At 72.1% G+C, this 24,107-nt stretch carries 22 protein-coding genes; 11 read left to right on the top strand and 11 right to left on the bottom strand.

What is annotated here, in order from left to right; all coding sequences use genetic code 11:
• Positions 1 to 532: 532 nt before the first annotated feature.
• The 3 genes from FGF04_RS00635 to FGF04_RS00625 form a co-directional block, all read right to left on the bottom strand.
• Positions 533 to 1,870: a UDP-glucose dehydrogenase family protein gene (locus tag FGF04_RS00635; RefSeq protein WP_149509187.1), complete on the bottom strand. Its 1,338-nt coding sequence runs from the start codon at positions 1,868 to 1,870 to the stop codon at positions 533 to 535.
• Between the two features lie 341 nt (positions 1,871 to 2,211).
• Entirely contained in the window at positions 2,212 to 4,065 is a 1,854-nt protein-coding gene (locus FGF04_RS00630; RefSeq protein WP_149509186.1) for a GAF domain-containing SpoIIE family protein phosphatase, read from the bottom strand.
• Positions 4,066 to 4,623: 558 nt separating this feature from the next.
• The gene (locus tag FGF04_RS00625) at positions 4,624 to 5,679 is read right to left on the bottom strand and encodes an NADP-dependent oxidoreductase (protein WP_235882109.1); all 1,056 of its coding nucleotides are present in this window, start codon (positions 5,677 to 5,679) and stop codon (positions 4,624 to 4,626) included.
• A 120-nt stretch (positions 5,680 to 5,799) separates the two neighbouring features.
• Here FGF04_RS00625 and FGF04_RS00620 point away from each other — a divergent pair, with 120 nt between their 5' ends.
• From FGF04_RS00620 to FGF04_RS00610, 3 genes are all read left to right on the top strand, one after another.
• Positions 5,800 to 6,357: a TetR/AcrR family transcriptional regulator gene (locus tag FGF04_RS00620; RefSeq protein WP_149509185.1), complete on the top strand. Its 558-nt coding sequence runs from the start codon at positions 5,800 to 5,802 to the stop codon at positions 6,355 to 6,357.
• 126 nt (positions 6,358 to 6,483) lie between these two features.
• The gene (locus tag FGF04_RS00615) at positions 6,484 to 7,164 is read left to right on the top strand and encodes a CHRD domain-containing protein (protein ID WP_149509184.1); all 681 of its coding nucleotides are present in this window, start codon (positions 6,484 to 6,486) and stop codon (positions 7,162 to 7,164) included.
• A 241-nt stretch (positions 7,165 to 7,405) separates the two neighbouring features.
• On the top strand, positions 7,406 to 7,609 hold the full coding sequence (locus FGF04_RS00610) for a cold-shock protein (protein WP_107014587.1): 204 nt from the start codon (positions 7,406 to 7,408) through the stop codon (positions 7,607 to 7,609).
• Between the two features lie 124 nt (positions 7,610 to 7,733).
• Here FGF04_RS00610 and FGF04_RS00605 read toward each other — a convergent pair whose 3' ends face one another.
• The 3 genes from FGF04_RS00605 to FGF04_RS00595 all read right to left on the bottom strand — a co-directional run bounded on the left by FGF04_RS00605 (position 7,734) and on the right by FGF04_RS00595 (position 11,817).
• Positions 7,734 to 10,070 (bottom strand): FdhF/YdeP family oxidoreductase, encoded by a 2,337-nt coding sequence (locus FGF04_RS00605; protein WP_149509183.1) that lies wholly within the window; start codon positions 10,068 to 10,070, stop codon positions 7,734 to 7,736.
• Between the two features lie 52 nt (positions 10,071 to 10,122).
• Entirely contained in the window at positions 10,123 to 10,641 is a 519-nt protein-coding gene (locus FGF04_RS00600; RefSeq protein ID WP_149509182.1) for an SRPBCC family protein, read from the bottom strand.
• Between the two features lie 207 nt (positions 10,642 to 10,848).
• The gene (locus FGF04_RS00595; protein WP_149509181.1) at positions 10,849 to 11,817 is read right to left on the bottom strand and encodes an NADP-dependent oxidoreductase; all 969 of its coding nucleotides are present in this window, start codon (positions 11,815 to 11,817) and stop codon (positions 10,849 to 10,851) included.
• A gap of 139 nt (positions 11,818 to 11,956) precedes the next feature.
• Here FGF04_RS00595 and FGF04_RS00590 point away from each other — a divergent pair, with 139 nt between their 5' ends.
• From FGF04_RS00590 to FGF04_RS00580, 3 genes are all read left to right on the top strand, one after another.
• Positions 11,957 to 12,334, top strand: coding sequence for a winged helix-turn-helix transcriptional regulator (locus FGF04_RS00590; RefSeq protein WP_149509180.1), 378 nt, complete (start codon positions 11,957 to 11,959; stop codon positions 12,332 to 12,334).
• 154 nt (positions 12,335 to 12,488) lie between these two features.
• Positions 12,489 to 13,553: a lipoate--protein ligase family protein gene (locus FGF04_RS00585; RefSeq protein ID WP_149509179.1), complete on the top strand. Its 1,065-nt coding sequence runs from the start codon at positions 12,489 to 12,491 to the stop codon at positions 13,551 to 13,553.
• A gap of 124 nt (positions 13,554 to 13,677) precedes the next feature.
• A complete protein-coding gene (locus FGF04_RS00580) occupies positions 13,678 to 14,070 on the top strand; it encodes a hypothetical protein (RefSeq protein WP_149509178.1) in 393 nt (130 codons plus the stop codon).
• Here FGF04_RS00580 and FGF04_RS00575 read toward each other — a convergent pair.
• Positions 14,063 to 14,266, bottom strand: a complete 204-nt coding sequence (locus FGF04_RS00575; protein ID WP_149509177.1) for a hypothetical protein — start codon at positions 14,264 to 14,266, stop codon at positions 14,063 to 14,065. The two genes, FGF04_RS00580 and FGF04_RS00575, sit on opposite strands and share 8 nt — an antisense overlap.
• A gap of 153 nt (positions 14,267 to 14,419) precedes the next feature.
• Between FGF04_RS00575 and FGF04_RS00570 the strand changes: the two genes are divergently transcribed.
• Complete coding sequence (locus tag FGF04_RS00570) at positions 14,420 to 14,863, top strand: STAS domain-containing protein (RefSeq protein WP_149509176.1); 444 nt, start codon at positions 14,420 to 14,422, stop codon at positions 14,861 to 14,863.
• 14 nt (positions 14,864 to 14,877) lie between these two features.
• On the opposite strand, the gene FGF04_RS00565 is transcribed toward FGF04_RS00570, so the two are convergent.
• Positions 14,878 to 16,101 carry an MFS transporter gene (locus FGF04_RS00565; RefSeq protein WP_149509175.1) on the bottom strand — a complete coding sequence of 408 codons (1,224 nt, stop codon included), beginning with the start codon at positions 16,099 to 16,101 and terminating at the stop codon, positions 14,878 to 14,880.
• Positions 16,102 to 16,451: 350 nt separating this feature from the next.
• Between FGF04_RS00565 and FGF04_RS00560 the strand changes: the two genes are divergently transcribed.
• Both FGF04_RS00560 and FGF04_RS00555 read left to right on the top strand, forming a co-directional pair.
• Complete coding sequence (locus FGF04_RS00560) at positions 16,452 to 17,507, top strand: threonine aldolase family protein (protein WP_149509174.1); 1,056 nt, start codon at positions 16,452 to 16,454, stop codon at positions 17,505 to 17,507.
• A 146-nt stretch (positions 17,508 to 17,653) separates the two neighbouring features.
• Positions 17,654 to 18,619 carry a YihY/virulence factor BrkB family protein gene (locus tag FGF04_RS00555; protein ID WP_149509173.1) on the top strand — a complete coding sequence of 322 codons (966 nt, stop codon included), beginning with the start codon at positions 17,654 to 17,656 and terminating at the stop codon, positions 18,617 to 18,619.
• A 28-nt stretch (positions 18,620 to 18,647) separates the two neighbouring features.
• Here the strand turns inward: FGF04_RS00555 and FGF04_RS00550 are convergent, their stop codons facing one another.
• Positions 18,648 to 19,010: a hypothetical protein gene (locus tag FGF04_RS00550; protein ID WP_149509172.1), complete on the bottom strand. Its 363-nt coding sequence runs from the start codon at positions 19,008 to 19,010 to the stop codon at positions 18,648 to 18,650.
• Positions 19,011 to 19,264: 254 nt separating this feature from the next.
• Between FGF04_RS00550 and FGF04_RS00545 the strand changes: the two genes are divergently transcribed.
• Together FGF04_RS00545 and FGF04_RS00540 are read left to right on the top strand one after the other, a co-directional pair.
• On the top strand, positions 19,265 to 20,533 hold the full coding sequence (locus FGF04_RS00545; RefSeq protein ID WP_149509171.1) for a PucR family transcriptional regulator: 1,269 nt from the start codon (positions 19,265 to 19,267) through the stop codon (positions 20,531 to 20,533).
• A gap of 161 nt (positions 20,534 to 20,694) precedes the next feature.
• Positions 20,695 to 22,260 (top strand): GMC oxidoreductase, encoded by a 1,566-nt coding sequence (locus FGF04_RS00540; RefSeq protein WP_223146327.1) that lies wholly within the window; start codon positions 20,695 to 20,697, stop codon positions 22,258 to 22,260.
• A gap of 73 nt (positions 22,261 to 22,333) precedes the next feature.
• Here FGF04_RS00540 and FGF04_RS00535 read toward each other — a convergent pair whose 3' ends face one another.
• Together FGF04_RS00535 and FGF04_RS00530 are read right to left on the bottom strand one after the other, a co-directional pair.
• A complete protein-coding gene (locus FGF04_RS00535) occupies positions 22,334 to 22,816 on the bottom strand; it encodes a carboxymuconolactone decarboxylase family protein (protein WP_149509169.1) in 483 nt (160 codons plus the stop codon).
• Between the two features lie 25 nt (positions 22,817 to 22,841).
• Positions 22,842 to 23,915: an NAD(P)H-dependent amine dehydrogenase family protein gene (locus FGF04_RS00530; RefSeq protein ID WP_149509168.1), complete on the bottom strand. Its 1,074-nt coding sequence runs from the start codon at positions 23,913 to 23,915 to the stop codon at positions 22,842 to 22,844.
• Positions 23,916 to 24,107: the final 192 nt, after the last annotated feature.

Here is a 24,107-nt window from a genome sequence, read left to right as displayed (position 1 = left end):
GCCTGGTGAGCAGCACGAAGCCCGGTACGGGTCCGGCACTTCCTGTGCCGGACCCGTACCGATGCACGTACCGGTGACGCCAGGGTGAGGACGGCCTTGCGCCTCTTCCGCAACCATCGGACACCGGGTCCCTGCGCCGCGTGCCCACGCGGCGCAGGGGTCAGCTGTCTCGTCTCGACGCCCGCTGATGCCACGGGCAGGTGTACGCGAGCCACTGGGCGGGTGCACGCGAGGCACCGGGTGAAGGCACGTGAAGGGCTACGACGCCACGCCCTGCGGCAGCCCATCGGTCTCTCGGGCCGGCTCGTCGTCACCGCCTGGCCGACGGCCTTTACCGGAGGCCGACGTACACACACGCCACGCTCGTCGCTCCCTGCGCGTCGGTCACCGCATGGCGCCGCCCGTCGGCCAACTCGACGTACCGCAAACGGTCCGCCCCCTCGTCGAATTGCGACACCTCTCCCGCGACTATCCGAACGTTTCTCGCAGCGAGCCGCGAGCCGCGGGCGTGCGGTGTCGTCGGACCGGCACCTCACGGTGTCGGGGCGCTGCTCGTCGAACTGTCGCTGATATGGGCCGGAACACGGTTGCCGGTACTGCGGTAGGTGACGGGCAGGCCGGCCATCTGCCCCGGCTGGAGGCAGTTCTTGCCATCGACGATCACCGCCGGGCCTGCGAGTTCCGTGGCCAGGCCGCCCCAGTCGGCTTCGATGATCTGTGGCCATTCGGTGAGTACAACGACTGCCCGGGCACCCCGCAGGGCGCTACGCATATCCGGGCATGCACGTACACCGGGGAAGAGCTGTTCAAGGCGGCCGCTGTCCATGGCCGGTTCCCAGACCCGCACGGCGGCCGTCTCGGTGACAAGCTCCGGGATGACGCTGAGGCTGGGAGCGGCACGCATGTCATCGCTCCACGGCTCGTAGCGCGCGCCGAGGACCGCGACCTCCGCCTGCGCCAGCTCGTCCCCGAGTTCCTCGCGCAGAGCCTCCAGGACGCGGCGGGGCTGGGCGCGATTGACGGCGATCACGGCATCGAGCACGGGAGTGGCGATGTCGCGGGCAGCGGCCCACCGCTGCAGCGCCGCGGTGTCCTTGGGCAGACAGGAATCGCCGAAGCCGAGACCCGGCTGCAAAAAGGCGCTGCCGATCCTCGGGTCGGCTCCGGCGGCGCACAGTACGTCGTCGATGTTCACCTCCGGCGTCGTGCACAGCCGGGCCACCTCGTTGGAGAAGCTGATCTTCACAGCGAGGAAGGTGTTGCTGACGTACTTCGCCATCTCCGCGGACGTGGGCGTGGTGACCACCCACGGGCAGGCCACGAGCCCGTACAGCTCGCGCAGCATGCCGATGACCGGTTCACTGCACACCCCGGCCACGATGCGGGAGGGGGCGGCCCAGTCGTCCAGGGCGCTGCCCTGGTTGAGGAACTCCGGGTTGTAGGCGTAGCGCGGACGCATCGTCGGGTGTTCGGCGAGCAGCATCTCGCTGGTGCCCGGCGGCACGGTCGACTTCAGCACCACATACAGCGCAGGCAGAAGGGTGGCGACTTCGCTGAGCACCGTGCGGACCTGGGACAGGTCAGCGGAGCCGTCCTCCTGCGGGGGTGTCCCGACAGCGATCACCACCACGTCGAACGGCTGTCGTGCGTGGGCGCAGGCCAGACTCTCGGTGAAGCGCAGCCGTCCGGTCTCCACAGCCAGGGCGAGCTCCTGCTGCAGCCCCGGTTCCTCCACCGGAGCCCGGCCGAGGGCCAGCGGGCGGAGCCTGTCCGCATCCTGCTCGATCCCGCACACCTGGTGGCCCTGCCGGGCAAAGGAGACCGCCCCGGTCACCCCCACGTACCCCTGTCCGACGACCGCCACGCGCATGAATGCTCTCCTCAGGTAGCGCACTGAGCGCAACCACCGCGCCTCCGGTCAGCCTGCTGCAGAGCGCGTCGTGGGGCGAGCCGAGGCATGCATACGGATGACAGGAGAAGCGAACACCGTCCAGGGTCTGGGGGCGGTGGTGGTTGCTCGTGCGGCGCTGTCAGGGCGGGATCAAGGTCCCGCTGGTCAGCCGTTGACGTACGGGCGCCCCTTGGCCCTGGTCGAGAAGATCACCTTCGGCCACTGACCGGCCGGCCGGGCCGTCCTGGGCACGAGGACGGCCCGGCACCCGCCGCCCTTCCTTAAATCTGCCGTGCCCGGGCCGGGGATCCGAGGGGGTGTCACCGGTCCGGAGGGCGGGGGATGCGCAGGGCCAGCAGCGCGATGTCGTCGTCCGCGTCGGCTCCGGCGACGGTGTCGGCGAGGGTGGTGAGCAGTTCGGGCAGCGGGGCGTGGCGGTGGGCGGCCAGTACGCGGCCGGTGGCGTCGATGTTCGTGTCGATGGTGCTCCCGCGCCGTTCGACCAGGCCGTCGGTGTAGAGGAGCAGCAGGCTGCCCGGCGACAGGTGCCGTTGGTGTTCCGTGCGCGCGGGTGCGCCCAGGCCGGGATGGAAGATGGCGTCGTGCTCGTGCAGACGCTCGGTCGCCGTGCCGGTGGGCCCGACGAGCAGCGGGGGAGGGTGGCCCGCGTTGGTCCACGTGAGCTCCCACCCCTCGCGGGCGGAAGTGCCCGGCCGCAGATGCGCGTGGACGAGACTGCCGCTGGCCTCTATGCCAAGGTGCGCGTTGGCCTGTTCGAAGGCGGACACGGCGCAGGCGGGGCCCCGGCCGAGATGGTCGAGGCCGGCCTGCCGGAGCATGCTGCGGGCCTGTCCCATCAAAGTGGCGGCCTGCATGTCGTGACCGGTGACGTCCCCGACCGACAGCACCGCGGTGCCGGCCGGGCACGTATCCGGCCTGCCCGAGGCGGCGGCCTTGGGCTTGCCTGCTTCGGCCGGGGTGGTGGCCGGCAGGAGGTAGGCGTCGTACCAGTCCCCGCCGACCAGGTCGCCCGCGGCCGCCGGCCGGTAGAGCGCGGCCAGTTCCAGGCCCGGCACGGTGGGCAGGTCGGTGAGGAGGGCCTCCTGCATCTGGCGGGCCGTGTTGATGCGGTTGTCGACGAACAGGGCCCGTTCCACGGCCCGGGCGGTGTATCCGGCCAGGGATGTCAGAATCGCCTGTTCCATGATGTCGATCTCGTGCGGGCGGTCCCACCCCAGCACGAGGGTGCCCAGCGGGATCACCGTGCCCGGCAGCGGAACGCACACCGCGCTGGACAGTCCCAGGCTGGTGAATGCCTCCACCGCCTCGGGGGCGTAGTCGCGTTCGAGCTGGGCCGGGCTGTCGACGGTGATGGTCCGGTTCTCCCTGGCTGCGCGTGCGGTGGGCCAGGCGTCGTCGAGTCCGTACCGCTCGTAGCTCTTTTCCATGGGTGCCGTGCCGGCGGTGTCGATCAGTCGGCGCATCCGGCCGCGCTCTTCGGCCAGGACCAGTCCTACGTAGGTGGGTTTGAGGTCGCCGGTGATGACGTTCCTGATCTGCTGCCGGACCTCGGCCAGGCCGGTGGTGTCGGCCAGGGCGTCCGCGGAGCGCAGCAGCAGCTGCGAGCGCTCCAGCGCCGTCTCCAGGCGGCGCGACAGTTCGGCGGCCCGCTCCCGGGCCTGTTCACGCTGCAGGGAGGCCACCCGCAGCTGAAGGTCCGCGGAGCACGCGGCCGCCAGGTCCTCCAGTACGCGCAATTCGCGCGCGCTCCACTGCCGCGGCCGGTTGTCGATCGCGCACAGCGACCCCAGGACGTGTCCGTCGGTGTCGGTCAGCGGCATCCCCGCATAGCCGATCACGTTCAGTTCCGGGATCGCCAGGCTTTCACGGGTGCGGGTGTCGGCCCGCGCGTCGCTGACGACCAGCGGTGCGCTGTCGGCGACCACGTGCCGGCACAGCGAGTGCGTCAGCGGGGTCTGCCGGGCCGACGCCCACGGGTCGTCCAGGCCGACCATGCCGGGGAAGAACTGCTCGCCGGAGTCGACCAGCGACACCAGCGCCACCGGAACGTCCAGCAGCTCCGCCACCAGCCGGGCGAACCGGTCCATTCCCGCGTCCGCCCGCGCCGACAGGCCGGTGTCCCGCAGCGCGGCGATCCGCGCAGGGTCCGTCACCGCCCCGCCGTCGGCTCCTGCCGGAACCGGTCCGGACTCATCCGGCGCTGCCACAATCCACTCCCGATCAGGACTTCCGCACACGCCAGAAAAATTGCCGCCCGGCAACAATAGCCGACCGTCGTGCGCGCCAGGTGGATCGTTCTGTGACACTACGGACATTTTGGTCAGCGCGGCAGCAGCGAAACCGTCCTGGCCCCCGTCCGTCCCCGGTCCGGTCCCACCGGCTGGAACAACGGCACTCCAGGGTTGCCTGCCCACGCGGCCGTTCCGCTCGCGGCGGCATCCACTCCCTGTCCAAGTCCCGCGGGTCGCCGTCGTACGGACCGGGGTCGAAAACGCTGTCCGGTGACGCACATCGGCGCCGACGCAGACGCGGGCGGAGGAACCTGTCTCCTTCCGTGCCCGGCCCGGGCTGCTGCGCCCAACGATCAAGCCGGCTTTCCGAGTGAGGGAGAAGCCGTACGGGCGCGTGAAGTGTGCAGTTCTGTACATGAGTGACACTGGGCCGATCGCCGAGGCCCGGGCGAAGTTCGGATCACTGGTCCGCCGCACCTCTCACGAGGTGCCCTGAGTGTTCTGCGCTACCGTCAGTACGATCTTGCCCCGGATGTGGCCGTGGGACGCCCGCTCGTGTGCCTCTCGGGCCTGAGCGAGCGGGAACGTGCTGTCGATCGCGACGCGGACCGTTCCCGCTTCGAGCAGGCGTCCCAGCTCGGCCAGTTGCGTGCCGTTCGAGCGGACCTGGGCGCTCGACACCGTGACGCCCAGCCGTGCGGTCTCCTCCGGGTCGAACTCGCCGGGGAGTACCAAGAATTGGGCGCCACCCCGCTTGAGCGTACGCAGGAAGCGGCGGCTGCCGGGTCCGCCGACGGCGTCGAGGACGAGGTCGGCGTCGTGCACGAGTTCCTCGGGGCGGCTCTTCGTGTAGTCGATGAACCGGTCGGCGCCGAGATTGCGCAGGAACGCCTCGTGGGCGCCCGACGCCACCGCGACGACATGCGCCCCCTGCCACTTCGCCAGCTGCAGGGCGAAGTGCCCCACGCCGCCCGCGGCGCCGTTGACCAGCACCGTCTTTCCGGGGCCGAGTGCCGTCGGCCGGTGCGGGTGCGGCTGGAAGGGTGACGGGTGGTCGTGCCCGGGATCGATCAGGAACTGCCACGCCGTCAGCCCCGCCATGGGCGCCCCGGCGGCGTGCACGTGGTCCAGGCCGGCCGGTTTACGCGCGAGGTGCGAGGCGGGCGCGGCCACGTACTCGGCGTACGCGCTGCCGCGGAAGCTGGGAAAGCGCAGGAGGCCGAAGACCTCGTCGCCGACGGCAAGGCCGTTCGCGTCCGGGGAGACCCCAGAGGGGACCTCCGGGCCCAGGGCCACCACGACGCCCGACACGTCCGTTCCCGGGATCACCGGCAGGCTGACGTCCGGCTCCGTCTCGCCGGGCATGGTCGTCAGTCCGCCGCGCAGGTACCAGTCGGGGGGATTGACGCCGACCGCGTGCACGCGGACGAGTACCTCGCCCGGTCCCGGCTCGGGGACGGGCACCTCGTCGAGACGCAGGACCTCGGGGCCGCCGTGCTCGTGCACGCGGACCGCCCTCATGGTGAGAGTCGACACTGTTCTCTCCTGATCGCGCCTGGTCGCGCCGCCGTGTAGCGTATTCGGATCAGCGGTCCACATAAATGGACCACTGATCCGAATATATGGACCACTGATCCGGATAGTCAAGGGGGACAGATGCGCGCCGACGCCAGGAAGAACCGCGACCACCTGCTCGCAGTGGCGGGCGCCGCCCTCACCGAGGAGGGCGTCGACGTGTCGCTGCGCGACATCGCGCGCAGGGCCGACGTCGGGCTCGCGACGCTGCTGCGTCACTTCCCGACGCGCGAGGCGCTGCTGGACGCCCTGCTCCGTACGAGCTTCGACGAGCTGACGGCGCGGGCGGCCGAGCTGGAGACGTCGGGCTCGCCCGAGGAGGCCCTCCTCGTGTGGCTGCGCGACTGCGTCGCCTGGACGACCGAGTACCGGGGCGTGACGGTCCTGATGGCGGCGGCGATCGAGGACACCGACTCCGCCCTCCACGCGTCGTGCGTCACCCTGCGGGCGGCGGGCGCGCGGCTCCTCGCCCGCGCCCAGGCCGCGGGTGCGGCGCGCGGCGACATCGACGGCACCGACCTGTTCGCGCTGATCGCGGCGCTGGCGTGGCTCGGCGACCAGCCCTCGCTGGCCCCGCGCGCCGATCACCTCTTCGACGTCGTCGCGAGCGCGGTCGTGTCGGGGGCGCGTACCGAGTGAGCGCAGGCCGTCTCAGGACCGTCTCAGGTGTGTCATCGGGTGACTGGGAGCGTGGGCGCGGTCCGTGTGGTGGGTGACGGACCGCGCAGGAGCCGCGGTCCCAGGACTCGAAAGGCCGTGACTGCCATGAACAGCAAGCGTTTTGGAATGATCGTCGTGTCCGCCGTCACCGGTGCGTTGCTGCTGACCGCCTGCAACGGCGAGGACGCGGCGACCGGCACCGGCACCGGCCCGGGCGCGAGTGCCGGTGGCGGCAGCCCGGCCGCCGGCGGGCACGCGTCGTCCGGCGCGGACCGCGCCGCGGAGGGTGCCGCCGCCGACGGCGCCGGCCGGTGGGACAAGAACAGGACGGGCGCCGCCTTCTTCGGATCGGTCCTCAGCGGCGCCGACGAGGTGCCGGTCGAGGGCGGACCGGCGGTGGGCGACGAGGACGGGCGCGCGCTCGCCCTGATGCGGATCCAGGGGGACCAGGTCTCCTACGCGTTCACCTTCACCGGAGTGGGGACGCCGACCCTGGCCCACCTCCACAAGGGCGTCAAGGGGGTCAACGGCGACGTGAAGATCCCGTTCTTCACGAAGAAACTGCCGGACGGCGAGAAGTTCGCCTACGGCACGGTCACCGTCAAGGACCGGGAGCTGCTGGAGGGCATCAAGGCCAATCCGCAGAACTGGTACTTCAACCTCCACACCGCCGAGTTCCCCGGCGGCGCCGTCCGCGGCCAGGCCTACAAGCTCCCCTCGGGCGTCGAGGTCCCCGACACGATGGACGAGGACACGCTCACCGCCGTCATCAAGGACGTCGAGTAGTCCGCCCTGCTCCGCCCCACTTCACACCCCGCGGCGGGCCTTCCGGCGCGACGCGGTTCGGATCATGGACGTTGCTCTCTGGTGGTCGGCCGTTCCACCGTGTAGCGTCATCCCCAGATGTCGTGGTTCGCAGTACCTGCCCGCGCTCCGGCGCGGGCATATTGCTGTGCAGTGCAGGACCAGGGCGATCACCTCCGGGCTCGCGCGGTGCGGGTCCGATATCGACTGGAAAGGCACCAGCATGGCCAAGGGAACTGTGAAGTGGTTCAACGCCGAGAAGGGCTTCGGCTTCATCGAGCAGGAGGGTGGCGGCCCCGACGTCTTCGCCCACTACTCGAACATCAACGCCTCCGGCTTCCGTGAGCTGCAGGAGGGCCAGGTCGTGAACTTCGACGTCACGCAGGGCCAGAAGGGCCCGCAGGCCGAGAACATCACGCCCGCCTGATCCCAGGATCGGACACCGCAAGGGCGCCGGAACGACTGTTCCGGCGCCCTTGCGCGTCTCACATCCCGTGCGCCTCAGGCCGTCCTGAGGCCCCTGAGGCCCCTGAGGTTCATCCCCGCCGTGCCTACGACGCGGAAGCCGACGCCGCCGCGGACGCCGACGGCACCCGGGACGCGGCCGGCTCCAGCCGGACTACGATCGCCTTCGACGTCGGCTGGTTGCTCTTGTCGGCCACGCTGTCCAGCGGCACCAGCACATTGGTCTCCGGGTAGTACGCGGCGGCGCAGCCCCGGGTGGTGGGGTAGGGCACCACGCGGAAGTCCTCTGCGCGGCGCTCGCTGCCGTCGGTCCACACGCTGACCAGGTCGACGTGCTGACCGTCGGTCAGGCCCAGTTCCGTCACGTCCTCCGGGTTGACGAGCACCACCCGGCGGCTGCCGTGGATGCCCCGGTAGCGGTCGTTGGACGTGTAGGGAACGGTGTTCCACTGGTCGTGGGAGCGCAGGGTCTGCAGCAGCAGGTACCCCTCCGGGGCCCGCAGCATCTCGAAGTCGTTGGCGGTGAACAGCGCCTTGCCGACGTCGGTGTGGTAGACGCCCTCGTTGACCGGGTTCGGCAGCTGGATGCCACCGGGCCGCGTCACGCGCCGGTTGAAGTCGTGCAGCCCCGGGACGATACGGGAGATGCTGTCGCGGATCGTGCCGTAGTCCTCCTCGAACTCCGCCCACGGGATGTTCGCCGCGTCCTGGTCCAGGGTGTGCCGGGCGAGCCGGCACAGGATGGAGATCTCGCTGAGCAGCAGCGGCGAGGACGGCTGCAGGCGCCCGCGCGAGGTGTGCACCTCGCTCATGGAGTTCTCGACGGTGACGAACTGCTCCCCGTCGGCCTGGAAGTCCCGTTCCGTGCGGCCGAGGGTCGGCAGGATGAGCGCCGTCTCGCCGCACACGGTGTGGGAGCGGTTGAGCTTGGTCGAGATGTGCGCCGTGAGACGGCAGTTGCGCATGGCCTCCTCGGTGATCTCGCTGTCCGGGGCGGCCCGCACGAAGTTGCCGGCCAGACCGAGGAAGAACTTGATGCGGCCCTCGCGCATCGCCCGGATCGCGTTCACCGAGTCCAGCCCGTGGGCGCGCGGCGGGTCGAAGCCGAACTCCTCCTGGAGCGCGTCCAGGAAATGGTCCGGCATCTGCTCCCAGATGCCCATCGTGCGGTCGCCCTGCACGTTGCTGTGCCCACGGACCGGGCAGGCGCCGGTGCCGGCCCGGCCCACGTTCCCGCGCAGCAGCAGGAAGTTCACGATCTCCCGGATGGTCGGGACGGCGTGCTTGTGCTGGGTGATGCCCATCGCCCAGCAGACGATGACGCGCTGGCTGCGCAGCACCTCGTCCCGTACCTGCTCGATCTCCTCGCGGGCCAGGCCGGTCGCGGCGAGGATGTCGTCCCAGCCGATGGTGCGGACGTGCGCGGCGAACTCCTCGAAGCCCTTGGTGTCGCTCTCGATGAAGTCGCGGGCGAGCACCTTGCCCGGCCGGGCGTCCTCCGCCTCAAGCAGCAGGCGGTTGAGGCCCTGGAACAGGGCCAGGTCGCCGCCGTTGCGGATGTGCAGGAACCGGTCCGCGATCTCGGTGCCCTGCCCGATCACCCCGCGGGGCTTCTGCGGGTTCTTGAACCGCAGCAGGCCGGCCTCCGGCAGCGGGTTCACCGCGATGATGCGGGCCCCGTTGCGTTTGGCCTCCTCCAGCGCGGACAGCTGGCGCGGGTGGTTGGTGCCGGGGTTCTGCCCCACCACGAAGATCAGGTCGGCGTGGTGCAGGTCGTCGAGGCTGACCGTGCCCTTGCCCGTGCCCAGCGTCTCGTGCAGGGCGAAGCCGCTGGACTCGTGGCACAGGTTGCTGCAGTCGGGCAGGTTGTTGGTGCCGAAGGCCCTGGCGAACAGCTGCAGGGTGAAGGCGGCCTCGTTGCTGGCCCGGCCCGAGGTGTAGAAGACGGCCTCGTCGGGGGAGTCGAGCGACTTCAGCTCCGACGCCAGCAGTTCGAAGGCGTCGTTCCAGCTGATCGGCTCGTAGGAGTCGGAGCCCGGCCGCTTGACCATCGGCTCGGTGAGCCGTCCGCGCTGGTTCAGCCACTTGTCGGACCGTTGGGCCAGGTCGGAGACGGTGTGCTCACGGAAGAAGTCGGCGCCGATGCGCCGCAGCGTCGCCTCGTCGTTGATGTGCTTGGCGCCGTTCTCGCAGTACTCGTTGCGGTGCCGGTGCCCCGGCGCCGGGTCCGCCCACGCGCATCCGGGGCAGTCGATGCCGCCCACCTGGTTCATGGTCAGCAGCGTCTCCCCGGTGCGCCGTGGAGAGGTCTCCTCCAGGGAGTACTCCAGGGCGTGCACCACCGCGGGCACGCCCGCGGCCCACTTCTTCGGCGGGGTCACGGTCAGAGCCTCGTTCGGCTCGTCGCCGGGCGCCTTCTTCATCGGGTTGCCTCTCGCTCACGCTGCTGCCGTTTGTGCTGCTGTCGTCCCGGGATCAGCCGACGGGCCACTGGGCCACCCGGCTCCTGTGCGGCCGCTCCTCCTGGGGCCGTACGCGTCCGCCGCGGATGACGCCGCGCCAGGCGCCGCTCTCGGCGCCGAGCCCCTCGACGTACGCCTTGAAGTGCGTCAGCTCCCGCTGCACGACCCGGCTCACCATGTGGGGCAGGCGGCCGAGGACACCGGCGGCGCCCCGGGAGTCGACCTCGATCCGGACGGTGACGGTCGTACCGCCCGTCTCGGCGGGCCGGAACGTCACCTCGCCCTGGTGGACGGCGTGCCGTTCGAGACTGCGCCAGGTCAGGTGGGAGTCGGGTTCCTGCTCCACGATCTCGGCCTGGAACTCGTGGCGCAGGGGGCCGATCCCGAGCGTCCACGTCAGCAGGGCGGGCCTGACCTGGTCGACCTTCTTCACCACCGTCATGAACCGGGGGAAGCTCTTGAACTGGGTCCACTGGTTGTAGGCGGTACGCACCGGAACCGCGACCTCGATCGTTTCCTCAACGGTAAACATGACCCACCCATCGTCAGGCGCCGTTCGCCCCAGTCTCACCGCACGTCCGGCCGGTCGCCACACGGCGGCCGGCCGGCAGCACGGAACAGGTCCCGGCCCTGCCCCGTCCGCTGCCGGGCGGCGAGTACCCATGATCGGGATCCCCTAACGCCCGGCGGGGCGGGGCGGGACGGGCGGACGCGTACGGGAGCGGTCAGCCGGCGACGGTCAGTCGGCGACGGTCAGGACGAGCTTGCCCCGGGTGCGGCCCGTCTCCCCGCGGGCGTGCGCCGTGCCGGCCTCTTCGAGCGGGTAGGTCTCCTCGACCTCCACGGCGACGTGCCCGGCGTCGATCAGACCGGCGACGGCCGTCAGCCCCGCGCCGTCCGGCTCGACCAGGAACGCCGAGGTCCGCACCCCGGCGGCCTCGGCTGCCCGGGCCAGTTCCGGGGAGACGCCGGACGGGACGGCGACCAGCAGGCCGCCCGGACGCAGGACCTCCAGGGAACGGGTGCTGGTCCGGTCGTGATCGTCGCCCACCAGGTCGACGACCACGTCGACGTCGGCGACCGCCTCCTCGAAGGGGGCGGCGGTGTAGTCGATGCTCTCGGCGGCGCCGAGCTCCTTGAGCCAGGCGTGACGGGCGGCGCTCGCGGTCGCGATCACGTGGGCGCCCAGGTGCCGGGCGAACTGGACCGCGAAGTGACCGACCCCGCCCGCCGCGGCGTGCACCAGGACCCGCTGCCCGGCCCGGACGTGCGCGGTGTCGACCAGGACCTGCCAGGCGGTCAGCGCGGCCAGGGGCACGGCGGCGGCCCGCACGTGGTCGAGGGTGGCGGGCTTACGGGCGAACTGGCGGGCCGGAGCGGTCACGTACTCGGCGTAGGCGTTGCCGGCCCGCGGGAACCACGGCATGCCGTACACCTCGTCGCCGGGCCGCAGCGTGGTCACGCCGAAGCCGACCTCCTCCACCACTCCGGACACGTCCCAGCCCACCGTGAAGGGCGGCTCGCCGAGCACGTGGGCCATGCCGGAGCCGGCGCGGGTCTTCCAGTCCACCGGGTTGACCCCGGCCGCGTGCACCCGTACGAGCACTTCCGTGGGCAGCGGGACCGGACGCGGGACCTGCTGGACCCGCAGCACCTCGGGACCGCCGAAAGCGTCCTGGACCACCGCGCGCATCGTGTCTGCGGACATGCTCATCTCCTGGGAAGGGAACGTGGGGAAGGCCGTCGGCAGCCTTCCCACCGACGCCGGTGACGCTAAACCCGGGGACGTGGTTACCATCAAGGACCAGTACTTCCCGTCGGGAAGTGACCTGGTGAGGAGAGCGAGCATGACGACCACCTGTCCCAGCGGCCAGCACGAGCACCACGACGTCTACGCGGCGCAGTGCCCCTGCCGCAGCCTGCTGGACCTGCTGGCCAACAAATGGGCCGCGCTGGCGATCGGCGCTCTCGAGGACGGGCCCCGGCGCTTCGGCGAGCTCCAGCGCAGGCTCCAGGGCGTCAGCCCGAAGGTGCTGACCCAGACGCTGCGCCGCCTGGAGGACCACGGCCTGCTCGACCGCACGGTCTACCCCGCTGTCCCCCTGCACGTCGAGTACGCCCTCACCCCCCTCGGCCGCAGCGCCGCGGTCCCGCTCAACGCGCTGCGCTCGTGGGTCGAGGAGAACGCCGACCAGGCGTTCCGGCCGGAACCGGTCACCTCGTGACGGGCACACCGGCGCGGAACCGCGCCGGCGCACCCGCGTACGGGTGAACGCACGGGCGCGCCGGACGGGCCGCGCCCCGGAATGAGGCGCGGGAGCAGGACGTTGTGGGAACAGCGTTGCGCGACGAGCGGGGCGGGTAGGGAGCGGAAGCGGTATGCACGGCGAATACAAGGTCCCCGGCGGGAAGCTCGTGGTCGTGGACCTCGACGAGAGGGACGGCGTCCTGCGTGACGTCCGGGTCGCGGGGGACTTCTTCCTCGAACCCGACGAGGCGATCCTCGCCATCGACGGCGCCCTCGAAGGACTTCCGGCCACCACGGACGCGGCCGAGCTCGCCGCCCGCGTCCAGGGCGGCCTCCCCGAGGGCACGGTCATGTACGGGGTCACGCCCGAGGGCGTCGCCGTCGCCGTCCGCCGGGCCCTCGCCCAGGCGACGGACTGGACCGACTACGACTGGCAGTTCATCCACGACGAACCCCAGTCGCCCGCACTGCACATGGCGCTCGACGAGGTCCTCACCGCGGAGGTCGCCGCGGGGCGGCGGCCACCGACCCTGCGGGTGTGGGAGTGGGGCGGACCGGCGGTGATCATCGGCAGCTTCCAGTCCCTGCGCAACGAGGTCGACGCGGAGGGCGCCCGCCGTCACGGGACGACCGTCGTACGGCGGATCTCGGGAGGCGGCGCGATGTTCGTGGAGCCCGGGAACACCATCACCTACTCGCTCTCGGTCCCGGCCTCGCTCGTCTCCGGCCTGTCGTTCGCCGACTCCTACGCCTACCTCGACGACTGGGTGCTCGAAGCACTCGGCGACATGGGGATCAAGGCCTGGTACCAGCCCCTCAACGACATCGCCACGGACGTCGGCAAGATCGCCGGAGCCGCGCAGAAGCGCGTCGTCGGCCCCGACGGCGGCCCGGGCGCGATCCTGCACCACGTGACGATGTCGTACGACATCGACGCGGACAAGATGCTCGACGTGCTCCGCATCGGCCGGGAGAAGCTGTCCGACAAGGGCACGGGCAGCGCCAAGAAGCGCGTCGACCCGCTCAGGCGGCAGACCGGCCTGTCCCGCGAAGCCGTCATCGACCGCATGGTCGCGTCCTTCCGCGCGCGCTACGGCCTCAGCGCCGGCGGCGTCACCGAGGAGGAGCGCCGGCGTGCGGAGGAACTGGCCGTGTCGAAGTTCAGCTCCGCCCAGTGGACCGCCCGCGTACCGTGACGGATGGCGGCCCCTGGCCCATGGCGCCGGACGCGTCCGGTGGGAGAATTCACCAGGGGTCCGGGCCGGCGGGAGCACGTGCCCGGCCCGCGCCCCGGAGGGACACGAGGACGGAGCACGAGCAGTGATCGAGTGGACGCGGCTGAGCACAGGAGCCAGGGCCGTTCCCCGGCCCGTCGCCACCCCGTTCGTCTGGCTGGGGGCCTTCACCGGCGCTCTGTTGCTGGTGGCGGTCACCAACCACCTCGGTGGGCACGGACAGCCCAGGGCGGCCCTGATCGCGCTGTCCCTCCTCGCCACCCTGCTCGGCGCCTGCGCCCGCTTCACGGCGGCGCCCGGCACCGCCGTCCTGTGCTGGCTGCTGCTCAACGGCTTCGCCATACCGCCCGCCGGACAGCTCACCTGGGCCGGACACCGCGACACGGTCTGGCTCGCCTGCCTGCTCGCCGCGACCGTCGCCGGAACCGCGTTCGCCCGCATCGTCCACGCCCGCGCCGCCTACCGGCGCGTCAACTGAACGGATCGCTCCTCCCCGCCACGGGGCGGCCGGAGCGGACGGGACCTCCGCGCGGGCCCACGGGCGCGCCGACGTCGTCCCGCACGGTCAGCTCCACCGAGGCGCCCGCGATGCGCAGCTCCAGCAGGGCGGGGCCGGGAGCGTGTTCGCGGGCGCCGGGCACCGGCTCGCCCGCCACCGGCCGCGTGCGGTCCATGGCGCTGGACATGCCCGTGGACGCGTCGGCCGGGCTCCGCTGTCGCCGTCGGCCGGCCGCACTTTTCCGTCCGCCCGCGCGATTGCCCGTCCGTCCCGGGCCCGCCACGGTCCGCACCGTGCGACTCTTGCTCTGCGGGCCCACCGTTCGAGCATGCACCCCGGCGCCCGCGCGTGGCAGACCCGCGGTACGTGCCCGGGTCCGAACCGCACCGGCGAACGCAGTGAGGACACGGTGACCCAGTCGCACCCGGCCCAACCAGGCCCCCTTTCCACCAGCTACACCACCGCCGACGGCGTACGCGTCGTCACCCTGTGCGGAGACCTGGACCATGACGCGCGCAACCGGGTCGGGGACCTGCTGACGCCACCGGTCGGCGACGGGCCGGCCCGGACCGTCGCCGATCTGACCGGTGTGACCTTCATGGACTCCAGCGGCATCAATCTGCTGATCATCGCCTACAAGGCCGCGGCGGCCAGCGAGGGCTGGGTGCGCGTGGCAGGCGCGCAGGCACCCGTACGGCGCGTGATGGACATGGTCGGCCTCGACGCGATCATCCGGTGCTACCCCACGGTGGACCAGGCCCTGGCGGGCTGAGGCCGGCGCCGGTGTCAGGTGCGCTGCGGCACCGTGTCCTCACCGGCCGGCGCGGGGGTTCCTCCCGTGGAGGAGGCGACCGTCTCGGAGCGGGGGCCGCCCCGGTCCATGAGGCCTCCCGTGAAGGCGAGGCCGAGTCCTGCCACCGCGAGCGCCCCACCGACCAGGCTGGGCGCGGCCCAGCCCCAGCCCGCCGAGATGACCAGCCCGCCGAGCCAGGCGCCGCCGGCGTTGGCCAGGTTGAAGGCGGAGTGGTTGGAGGCGGCCGCCATGGTCGGGGCGTTCTTGGCCTTGGCCATCAGGAGCATCTGGACCGGCGTGGTGATGAGGGACCCCATCGCGCCGAGGAAGGCGATCGTGACGAGGGCCGGCACGGTGCTGTGGACGGTGAAGTAGAACGTCACCAGTGCCGCCGCGAGCAGGACGAGCCCGCCGTACAGCGTCGGCCGCAGGGCGCGGTCCGTGAGCGGGCCCGCGAGCAGGGTGCCGGCGGTCATGCCGACGCCGTAGAGCGCGAGCACCAGGGTGGTCGAGGAGTCGGAGATGCCCGTCAGGTGGGTCAGCATGGGCACCAGGTAGCTGTAGACGGCGAAGAACCCGCCGAACCCGACGACCGCCGTGGCCAGGCCGATCGCGACCTGCCTGTTGCCCATCGCCCGCAGCTCGTGCCGGATGCCGGACTGCTGCGCACGCGGCTGGTGTGGGACGAAGACGGCCAGCGCCACGAGGGCCAGGAGGCCGATGGCGGCGACCGCCCAGTAGGCCGAGCGCCAGCCGAGCTGCTGCCCGAGGGCCGTGCTCGCCGGTACGCCGACGATGTTCGCGACGGTCAGCCCGAGGAACATCCGCGACACGGCGCGTGCCGCCCGGTCGGGGGCCACCAGCCGTGAGGCGACGACCGCGCCCACACCGAACAGCGCTCCGTGCGGCAGACCGGCCAGGAAGCGGGCGGCGAAGAGCAGGCCGTAGTCGGGGGCGAGCGCGGACGCGGCGTTGCCGACCACGAACAGCCCGGTCAGGAGCAGCAGCAGCCGCTTGTGGGGTATGCGCGCCCCGACGCCCGTCAGGACGGGGGCGCCGACGACGACGCCGAGCGCGTAGGCCGAGACGAGGTTCCCGGCGTGCGGTACGGACACCCCGACCCCGTCGGCGATCTGGGGCAGCAGCCCCATGGTGGCGAACTCGGTGGTGCCGATGCCGAACGCGACAACGGCCAGGGCCAGCAGGGCCAGCGGCATGGTGCGGGGAGCCTTTCGAAGACAGCGGTCCGGTCGTGGGAGGCGACCGGGTCCGGGGGACTTCCACTCCCCGTGACCCGTCGCGCTGAGCACCATTGCCCGGCGGCCCCAGAACGGACCAAGCCTATAAGGCGCGGCAACGGGGACAGAACGGCCGAACATTTCCGGTACCGGCCCCGGCCGCGTGCGGCTCGTACACCGTGCCGGGAGGACGCCGGCGGCCAGGGGAGGACACACCACGGGAGGCGCCGGATGGCCCGCTGCCGCAGGTACCGCCCGCTGCCGCAGGTACCACGGCCCACGCGGGTGGGGCCCCCCGTAGACGCCCGAGGAAAGTCAGGACCGCAGGAATGAACGACAGCACCACCGCGACCGCCCGCATGTTCAGCAGCGACAACGCCGCCGGCGCCTCGCCGGAGATAGTCGAGGCCGTGGTCCGGGCGGCCGCCGGACAGGCCCCGCCGTACGGGTCGGACGACGTCACGGCCGGCGTCCGCCGCAGGCTCGGCGAGATCTTCGAACGCGACGTCGACGTCCTGATCGTCTCCACCGGCTCCGCCGCGAACGCCCTGGGCCTCGCCGCCCTCACCCCGCCGTGGGGCAGCGTGCTGTGCCACCGCGACAGCCACATCAACAACGACGAGTGCGGGGCACCGGAGTTCTACACCGCGGGCGCCAAGCTGGTCGCGCTCGGCGGCGACGACGCGCGGATCGACCCGGACGAACTCCGCGCGGCCGTACGCCACAAGGCCGGGGACGTGCACAGCGTGGAGCCCTCCGTGGTGAGCGTCACCCAGGCCACCGAGACCGGCGCCGTCTACACCGCGGAGGAACTGCGCGCCCTCGGCTCCACGGTCAAGGAGGCGGGCCTGCGCCTGCACATGGACGGCGCCCGCTTCGCCGGGGCCGTCGCGGCCCTCGACGCCACGCCCGCCGACCTGACCTGGCGCGCCGGCGTCGACCTGCTGTCGTTCGGCGCCACCAAGAACGGCACGATGACGGCCGAGGCGATCGTCGTCTTCGACCGCTCGCTGACCGCCGAACTCTCCTTCCGCGCCAAGCGGGCGGGCCAGCTCGCCTCCAAGATGCGCTTCCACGCCGCCCAGCTGGAGGCCTACCTGACCGACGGCCTGTGGCTGCGCAACGCGGCCCACGCCAACGCGATGGCCGCCCGCCTCCAGGAGGGCCTCAAGGCCGTGCCCGGGGTCGACCTCCTCGGCTCCGCGGAGGCCAACATCCTCTTCTGCCGGCTGCCGCAGCAGGTCACCCAGGGCCTGCTGGCGGACGGGTACGTCTTCTACCACGACCGCTGGGAGCCGGGCGTGGTCCGCTTCGTGGCCTCGTTCGCGACGACGGCCCAGGACATCGACGGCCTGCTCGAAGCCGTCCGCAGGCACACCGCCTGACACCGCGCCGGCTCGCGCGTGCGATCATCTCCCGCCGGCGACGGCTGAATCCCCGGTGACCGGCAAGACGGTACGACGGGCCCGGCCGGGGCCCGGCCACCGGCGGCCGGGCCGGGCCGGACGGACGACACGAGGAGACGGACGCGATGGGTACCGCCGTGCACGTCCCGCAGACGCGGGACATGATCGGGGAGGAGCTCTCCGGCGACGAGGCACTCACCGCGCTGCGGCGCTACGGGGGCCGCCAGCTGCTGGTGGACGCGTTCTCCCGCTTCCGCTACGCCGACGGCTTCAGCCACGCGCGTTCCCTGGCCTTCCAGGTGGTCGTGGGCATGGTCCCCTTCACCATCGTCCTGGTCGGTGTCGCCACGACCGTCCACACCGAGAGCATCGGACGGATCATCGAACTCACCCTCGGCCACATCGTGCCGGGTGCCAGCGCCGACCTGGTCGAGGAGGCGCTGGACAAGACGGAGCGCAGTGCCGGGTCCGGGATCTGGAACGCCCTCGCGATGTGGCTGGGCCTCGGCTTCGCCGTGCTCAACCTGGCCTCGGCGATGGGCCAGGTCGAGCGGGGCGCCAACCGGATCTACGGCATCGAACGCGACCGCCCGTTCCTGACCAAGTACGCCCGCTCGCTGCTCCTCGCCCTCGCCGCGGGCATGCCTTTGGCCCTCGGGTTCCTCGTCCTCGTCGCCGGTGACGCGGTGGGGGAGTCGGTGGTCCAGGCTCTGCGCTGGTCCGAGGGCAGCCTCGACTGGTGGGGGCTGCTGCAGGTGCCGCTGGGCGTCGCGCTGGCCTGGGTGGCCTCCGCGGTGATCTTCCGCTGGGCGCCCCGCCGGGACCAGCCGGGCTACACCTGGCTGGCCTTCGGCTCGGCGGTCCACCTGGTGCTCTGGGTCGTCGCCACCTGGCTGCTGGCGCTCTACGTCGCGAAGAGCGGGTCGTTCGGCGCGGTCTACGGACCGCTCACCGCGTTCGTCGCGCTGCTGCTGTGGGCCAACCTGACCGGCATCGCGCTCTTCCTCGGCGTCGCCTTCGCCGCGCAACTGGAGGCCGCCCGGGCCGGCATCACCGACGCCGTGGAGCCGGATCCGGGCTCCGGCCCCTGAGCGCCGGCGCCCGTGACCCGGGCCCTGCTCACCGCCCGCCGGCCACCGGGTTCTCGGTGCGGTGGTCGTAGTAGGCCCACAGCCCGACCGCCGCGACGGCGACGACCGCGGTCGCCGCCACCCGCGGGACGCCCGAGGTGGACAGGGCGACCCCGGCGGTCGCCGCCGCGCCGCCCAGCATGATCGCGCGGCTCAGCAGGCGCTGGCGGGGCGACTGCGGCTCCTCCCGGTCCTTGAGGTCGTGCAGGGCGTCGTGGCCCGGATGCCGGGAGCCGCGCCGGGAGCGGGCCCGGTACGCCAGTGCGTAACTGATCAGTGCGTACAGGGCGACGGCGCCCAGGGCCCAGAGCCAGTTCTCGGGGTCGCCACCGCTTCCGCGTGCCAGATACATGACAGCTCTCCTCCCGTTCCGGATCCGGATTCCCCTGAAAACCCGGCGCACGCGAAAGATCCGTCACCGGGCGGGCGGTAGGGGAGGCGGAGGGAAAAGAACGACGCAGAACCCTAGGGACCGACTGGACGGTATGTCATTCTACGGGGCAGGACGAGACAGGTGCCGACCATGGCGGGGACCGCGGCCGACAGGTGGCCGCACCGGGACCGCCGCGGGCGCACCCCACGGAGCCGACGCCCCGGGAGAACGCGATGCATCAGGCAGTACGGTCACGGGTCGAGCTCGGCCACCGACCGCCCTCCGCCGCGCGGCCCCGTGCCGTGAAGGCGCGTTCACTGATCGACGCCGACGCCCTGCGGGTCCTGCACCGCTCGGCCCGGGTGCTGCTGAACAACCTCCCGGAGCTGACCGACCGGCTCGTGGCGGTGCTGCGGGAGCGGGAGCCCGCCTACCGGAGCACGCTGGAGAGCGACCCGGTGGCCACCTGGCAGGAGGTGCACCGCTCGCTGCGGCACAGTGTCGCCTCCCTGCTCGACCCGCGCGCCGCACGGGAGGCGGCGCTGCGCTGCTCGGGGAAGATCGGCGCGGCGCGCGCCGAACAGGGCCTGCCGCTCGACGCGCTCCTGCACGCCTTCCGGCTCGGCGGCTCCCTCATCTGGCAGTCGCTCGTCGAGGAGACCTCCCGGACCGCCCCCGAGGACGTCCGCCTGCTCGTCCACGTGGCGGCCGACGTGTGGAACTTCGTCGACGAGCACTGCACCCTCGTGGCCGACGTCTACCGCAAGGTCGAACGGCAGCACGCCTGGCGCCAGGAGCACCGGGTGCGCCTGCTGACCGCCGCCCTGCTCGACGGCACGAGCCGCATCGCCGACGTCGCCGAGACGGCGCAGGCCCTGGACCTGCCGGAGCAGGGCAGCTACGCCGTGGTCGCCGTCGCGGGCGGACGCCGGACGGGCCGCGCCCCCCTGCTCGCCGCGGTCGTCCCGCCCGGCACGCGCGTGTACTGGCACACCGGGGTGGACGTCGACCACGGCATCGTCCTGGCCGGTGACGCGGACCCGGCCGGAGCGCTGCCGGACCTGCGGGCCCCCGCGGGGGCGAGGATCGGGGTCGGGCCCGTCGTGGCGGGACTGGCCGCGGTGGGGGACGCCCGCAGACTGGCGGACCTGGCGCTGAGCCTGTGCGCGGCCGACGGCGACACCGTGCGGCTGACGGAGCACCTGCCCGCGGCTCTGGTGATGTCGTGCCCCGAACTGGGCACGGCGCTGGCCGAGGAGGTCCTGGGACCGCTGCTGCGCCTGGAGCCGTCCGACCGCGACATCCTGCTGGACACCCTGGCGGCGTGGCTGGAGTGCGACGGCAGCGCGCAGCGGGCGGGCGTGCGCCTGTACTGCCACCGCAACACCGTCCTGAACCGGCTGAAGCGGTGCGAGCAGCTGACCGGGCGCTCGCTCACCCGGCCCGCCGACATGGTGGAGCTGAGCCTGGCGCTGACCGCCCGCCGCCTGCTGCGCGCGTGATGCCCCGTTTGTGATCGTTCGAAAGTTACCTCAAGGTATGGCGTGACTTCTCACGGGCCTCCCAGTAGAACCCGTTTCACTCTATGGAGAGTGAGGAGCCGCGCATGAACGACCATTCCCCAGGCGGGGCGCGCCCCGGAGGTGTGTCCCGTAGAAGATTCATGACTGGAACAGGTTCTCTTCTTGGATCGGCGGCACTCGCCGGACAGGCGCTCCCGGCGCGCGCCGCGACCCCGGCCGCGGCCGCGGTGATCGAGCCGGGGGCGCACGTGCCCGCGCTCGTGATCGGCACCGGGTACGGCGGTTCCGTGGCCGCGCTGCGGCTGGCCCAGGCCGGGGTCGACGTCCACATGGTCGAGATGGGCATGGCCTGGGACACCCCCGGGCCCGACGGGAAGATCTTCGCCAACACCACGAGCCCCGACTATCGCTCCTACTGGCTGCGCACCAGGACGAAGCAGCCGCTCAGCAACTTCCTGGGCTTCCCCATCGACCGGGACGTCCCGCGCTACACCGGGGTCCTGGACGCCGAGGAGATGGGCGGCATCATCGTCTACCAGGGCCGCGGCGTCGGCGGCGGCTCGCTGGTCAACGGAGGCATGGCGGTCACGCCCAAGCGGGAGAACTTCGCCGCCGTCCTGCCCTCGGTCGACGCCGGCCCGATGTACTCCGTCTACTACCCGCGCGCCAACGCGGGGCTCGGCGTCGGCACGGTCGACCCGGCGTGGTTCGACACCACCGCCTGCTACCAGTACGCGCGGGTGGGCCGCAAGCACGCGGAGCGTTCGGGCTTCCCGTTCGTCTTCGTGCCCGACGTGTACGACTGGGACTACATGGAGCAGGAGGCCGCCGGGACCGTACCGAAGTCCGCCCTCGCGGGCGAGATCCTCTATGGCAACAACTACGGCAAGAAGTCCCTGCAGAAGACCTATCTGGCGAAGGCGCGGGCGACCGGACGGGTCGCCGTCTCGCCGCTGCACAAGGTCACCTCGGTCGCCCCGGCCACCGGCGGCGGCTACCGGGTCGTCGTCGACCAGCTCGACACCACCGGCGCCACCACGGCCACCAAGGCCGTCACCGCGGACCGCGTCGGCACCAGCAAGCTCCTGGTCGGGCTGAAGGCGACCGGCGCGCTGGCGAACCTCAACGGCGAGGTCGGCAGGGGCTGGGGCGACAACGGCAACGTGATGTGCGGCCGCGCCAACCACCTGTGGGACCCCACCGGCGCCCTGCAATCGTCCATCCCGTGCTCCGGCATCGACAACTGGGCGGCGGGCGGCGCGTTCGCCGAGGTGGCGCCCCTGCCCACCGGCATCGAGACCTACGCCTCGTTCTACCTGTCGATCACCAAAAACCCGCACCGCGCCCGCTTCACCTGGAACGCCTCCACCGGCAAGGTCGACCTCGACTGGCAGACCGCCTGGAAGCAGCCGTCCATCGACATGGCCAAGACGATCTTCGACAAGATCAACGCCAAGGAGGGCACGATCTACCGCACCGACCTCTTCGGCACGTACAAGATCTGGGGCGACCACCTCACGTACCACCCCTTGGGCGGCGCCGTCCTCAACAAGGCGACGGACAACTACGGCCGCTTGTACGGCTACACGGGCCTGTACGTCATCGACGGCGCGCTCGTCCCGGGCAACACCACCGTCAACCCGTTCGTCACCATCACGGCGCTCGCCGAGCGGAACATCGAGGCGATCATCGCCGCGGACCTGTAGCGGCGGCCGTACGGAACCGGGGCCGTACGGAACCGGGGCCGCCCGGACCGGACGGTCCCGGACCTCCGCGGGCCTATCCGTGCCCCGGCAGGACGCACAGGGCGTCGAGCCCCAGGACGCGGTTGAGGCGGCCGAACGCCAGCCAGGAACCGAGGCTCATGGTCAGCTCCACGATCTCGGCCTGGCTGTAGTGCGCGGTCATCCGCTCCCAGAACTCCTCGTCGAGACCGTGGTGGTCCAGGGCGTAGCGCTCCGCGTACTCGGCGGCCAGCCGCGCCCGCCCGTCCAGGGCGTCGGTCGTGCGCCATCGCGCCACCGCGTCGGCGAACCCCTCCTCGACCTTGTGCCCGTCCCGTTCGGTGCGCCAGTCGAGGCAGAAGAGGCACCCGTTGATCTGCGCGATCCGCAGCCGCGCGGCCTCGAACTCCCGCAGGGCGAGCGTCGTGTGGGCGTACACGGCCAGCGAGAAGTCGGCGGCGGCGGGGCCGATGCCGGGGACCATCTCGCCCCACACGTACGCGATCGGGTCCTTGCCGGCGGGGACGTCGACGTTCATCCGCTCCTCCTTCGCCCGCGGGGCGTCACTTCCTGCCGAGCCGTCCGGCCGCCGGCCGCAGCGGCACGTCGAGCGCGTCGTACAGTCCCGGTTCCGCGGCCACCAGCCACTCGACGGCGCCGATCAGCCGGCCGACGGCCGTGGCGTTGCCGCCCGCCGAGCGGTTCTCGCCCTCGTCGTCCGCCTCGACCGTGACGACGATGCGCGGACGGCCCTCGACGATCACGCGGTGCGCCCCGTCGCCGTCGGGCGGCACCGGCCAGTCCGGGGCGCAGGACGGGTGGATCCGGGTGACGTGCTCGATGACGAGGCGCGGTTCGCCCCCGACGAAGCCCTGCACCTCGAAGCGCACCGCGCCCTGGGTGCCGGCCTCGAACACCCCCATCGTCCGGGTCCGCACGGTGGTGTCGAGCGGACGTCGCTCCAGGGTCTCGCGGATCTCGTCGACCTCGGCCTCCAGGGCCCTGGCCAGCAGCCGGATCTGCCCGCCCCACACCATCGTCGGGACCGACGGGGCGAGCATCGGCGGCTCGTACTCCATGGGCTGCCCCATCCCGACCAGGAACCGCACCGACTCCTCCTGGTCGTACGTGGAGTAGTCGAAGACCTCCTGGCAGCGGATGCCGTCGACGACCGTGCCCAGCCCGCTCACCAGCAGCGGCAGCACGTCGTTGGCCCAGCCCGGGTCGACGCCGGAGACGAACAGCGACCCGCCGCCGGCCGCGACGGCGGCGAGCACGGGCTCGCGGAACTCGGGTGGGGCCCCGCGCCGGTCGTAGAGCGGGTACAGCGACGGCGTCACCACCACGGCGCCGCCGCGGACCGCCCTGCCGACGTCGGCCAGGGCCTCGTCGGGCCGCAGGTCGCCCGAGGCCGCGTACACGACGGCCCGGGGGCCGGCGGCCAGTACGGCGTCGACGTCGTCGGTCGCCGCGACGCCCAGGCCCCGGCCCAGACCGGCCAGGTCGCCCGCGTCGCGGCCCACCTTGCCGGGGCTGTGGACGAGCACCGCGGCGAGGTCGAGCGTCGGGTGCGCCTCGACCGCGCGGATCGCCGCGCGGCCCACGTTTCCGGTACCCCAGACCACCGTGGGAATCATGCGCGGAGCGTAACCTGACGAGCCGTCAGTTTCCATAGGCGTGCAGCACCCCCGAGGGCCGTGCGCGGGGGTTACCCGGGGTGTCGTCGTCCCGTTGCCGAACGGGCCCTGCGTGCTAGTCTTGATCCAGTTGCAGTTGTAGTTCCCGCACACTTCAAGTGCCGCAGGCGAATTCGTATTCGTCGGGCACTT

Source organism: Streptomyces apricus (assembly GCF_008369065.1).
GTDB classification, from domain to species: Bacteria; Actinomycetota; Actinomycetes; order Streptomycetales; family Streptomycetaceae; genus Streptomyces; species Streptomyces apricus.
The sequence above is the reverse complement of the archived record's forward strand: the minus strand, read 5'-3'. Positions and strand labels throughout refer to the sequence as shown.

Bases quoted from the DNA above. Each gene is read 5' to 3' on its own strand.
- FGF04_RS00590 (WP_149509180.1), top strand. From the start codon at position 11,957: ATGACGACCACCTGTCCCAGCGGCCAGCACGAGCACCACGACGTCTAC.
- FGF04_RS00550 (WP_149509172.1), bottom strand. From the start codon at position 19,010: ATGTATCTGGCACGCGGAAGCGGTGGCGACCCCGAGAACTGGCTCTGG.
- FGF04_RS00570 (WP_149509176.1), top strand. From the start codon at position 14,420: ATGCACCCCGGCGCCCGCGCGTGGCAGACCCGCGGTACGTGCCCGGGT.
- FGF04_RS00535 (WP_149509169.1), bottom strand. From the start codon at position 22,816: ATGAACGTCGACGTCCCCGCCGGCAAGGACCCGATCGCGTACGTGTGG.
- FGF04_RS00560 (WP_149509174.1), top strand. From the start codon at position 16,452: ATGAACGACAGCACCACCGCGACCGCCCGCATGTTCAGCAGCGACAAC.
- FGF04_RS00600 (WP_149509182.1), bottom strand. From the start codon at position 10,641: ATGTTTACCGTTGAGGAAACGATCGAGGTCGCGGTTCCGGTGCGTACC.
- FGF04_RS00595 (WP_149509181.1), bottom strand. From the start codon at position 11,817: ATGTCCGCAGACACGATGCGCGCGGTGGTCCAGGACGCTTTCGGCGGT.
- FGF04_RS00530 (WP_149509168.1), bottom strand. From the start codon at position 23,915: ATGATTCCCACGGTGGTCTGGGGTACCGGAAACGTGGGCCGCGCGGCG.
- FGF04_RS00540 (WP_223146327.1), top strand. From the start codon at position 20,695: ATGACTGGAACAGGTTCTCTTCTTGGATCGGCGGCACTCGCCGGACAG.
- FGF04_RS00605 (WP_149509183.1), bottom strand. From the start codon at position 10,070: ATGAAGAAGGCGCCCGGCGACGAGCCGAACGAGGCTCTGACCGTGACC.
- FGF04_RS00635 (WP_149509187.1), bottom strand. From the start codon at position 1,870: ATGCGCGTGGCGGTCGTCGGACAGGGGTACGTGGGGGTGACCGGGGCG.
- FGF04_RS00545 (WP_149509171.1), top strand. From the start codon at position 19,265: ATGCATCAGGCAGTACGGTCACGGGTCGAGCTCGGCCACCGACCGCCC.
- FGF04_RS00615 (WP_149509184.1), top strand. From the start codon at position 6,484: ATGAACAGCAAGCGTTTTGGAATGATCGTCGTGTCCGCCGTCACCGGT.
- FGF04_RS00585 (WP_149509179.1), top strand. From the start codon at position 12,489: ATGCACGGCGAATACAAGGTCCCCGGCGGGAAGCTCGTGGTCGTGGAC.
- FGF04_RS00575 (WP_149509177.1), bottom strand. From the start codon at position 14,266: ATGGACCGCACGCGGCCGGTGGCGGGCGAGCCGGTGCCCGGCGCCCGC.
- FGF04_RS00555 (WP_149509173.1), top strand. From the start codon at position 17,654: ATGGGTACCGCCGTGCACGTCCCGCAGACGCGGGACATGATCGGGGAG.
- FGF04_RS00620 (WP_149509185.1), top strand. From the start codon at position 5,800: ATGCGCGCCGACGCCAGGAAGAACCGCGACCACCTGCTCGCAGTGGCG.
- FGF04_RS00610 (WP_107014587.1), top strand. From the start codon at position 7,406: ATGGCCAAGGGAACTGTGAAGTGGTTCAACGCCGAGAAGGGCTTCGGC.
- FGF04_RS00565 (WP_149509175.1), bottom strand. From the start codon at position 16,101: ATGCCGCTGGCCCTGCTGGCCCTGGCCGTTGTCGCGTTCGGCATCGGC.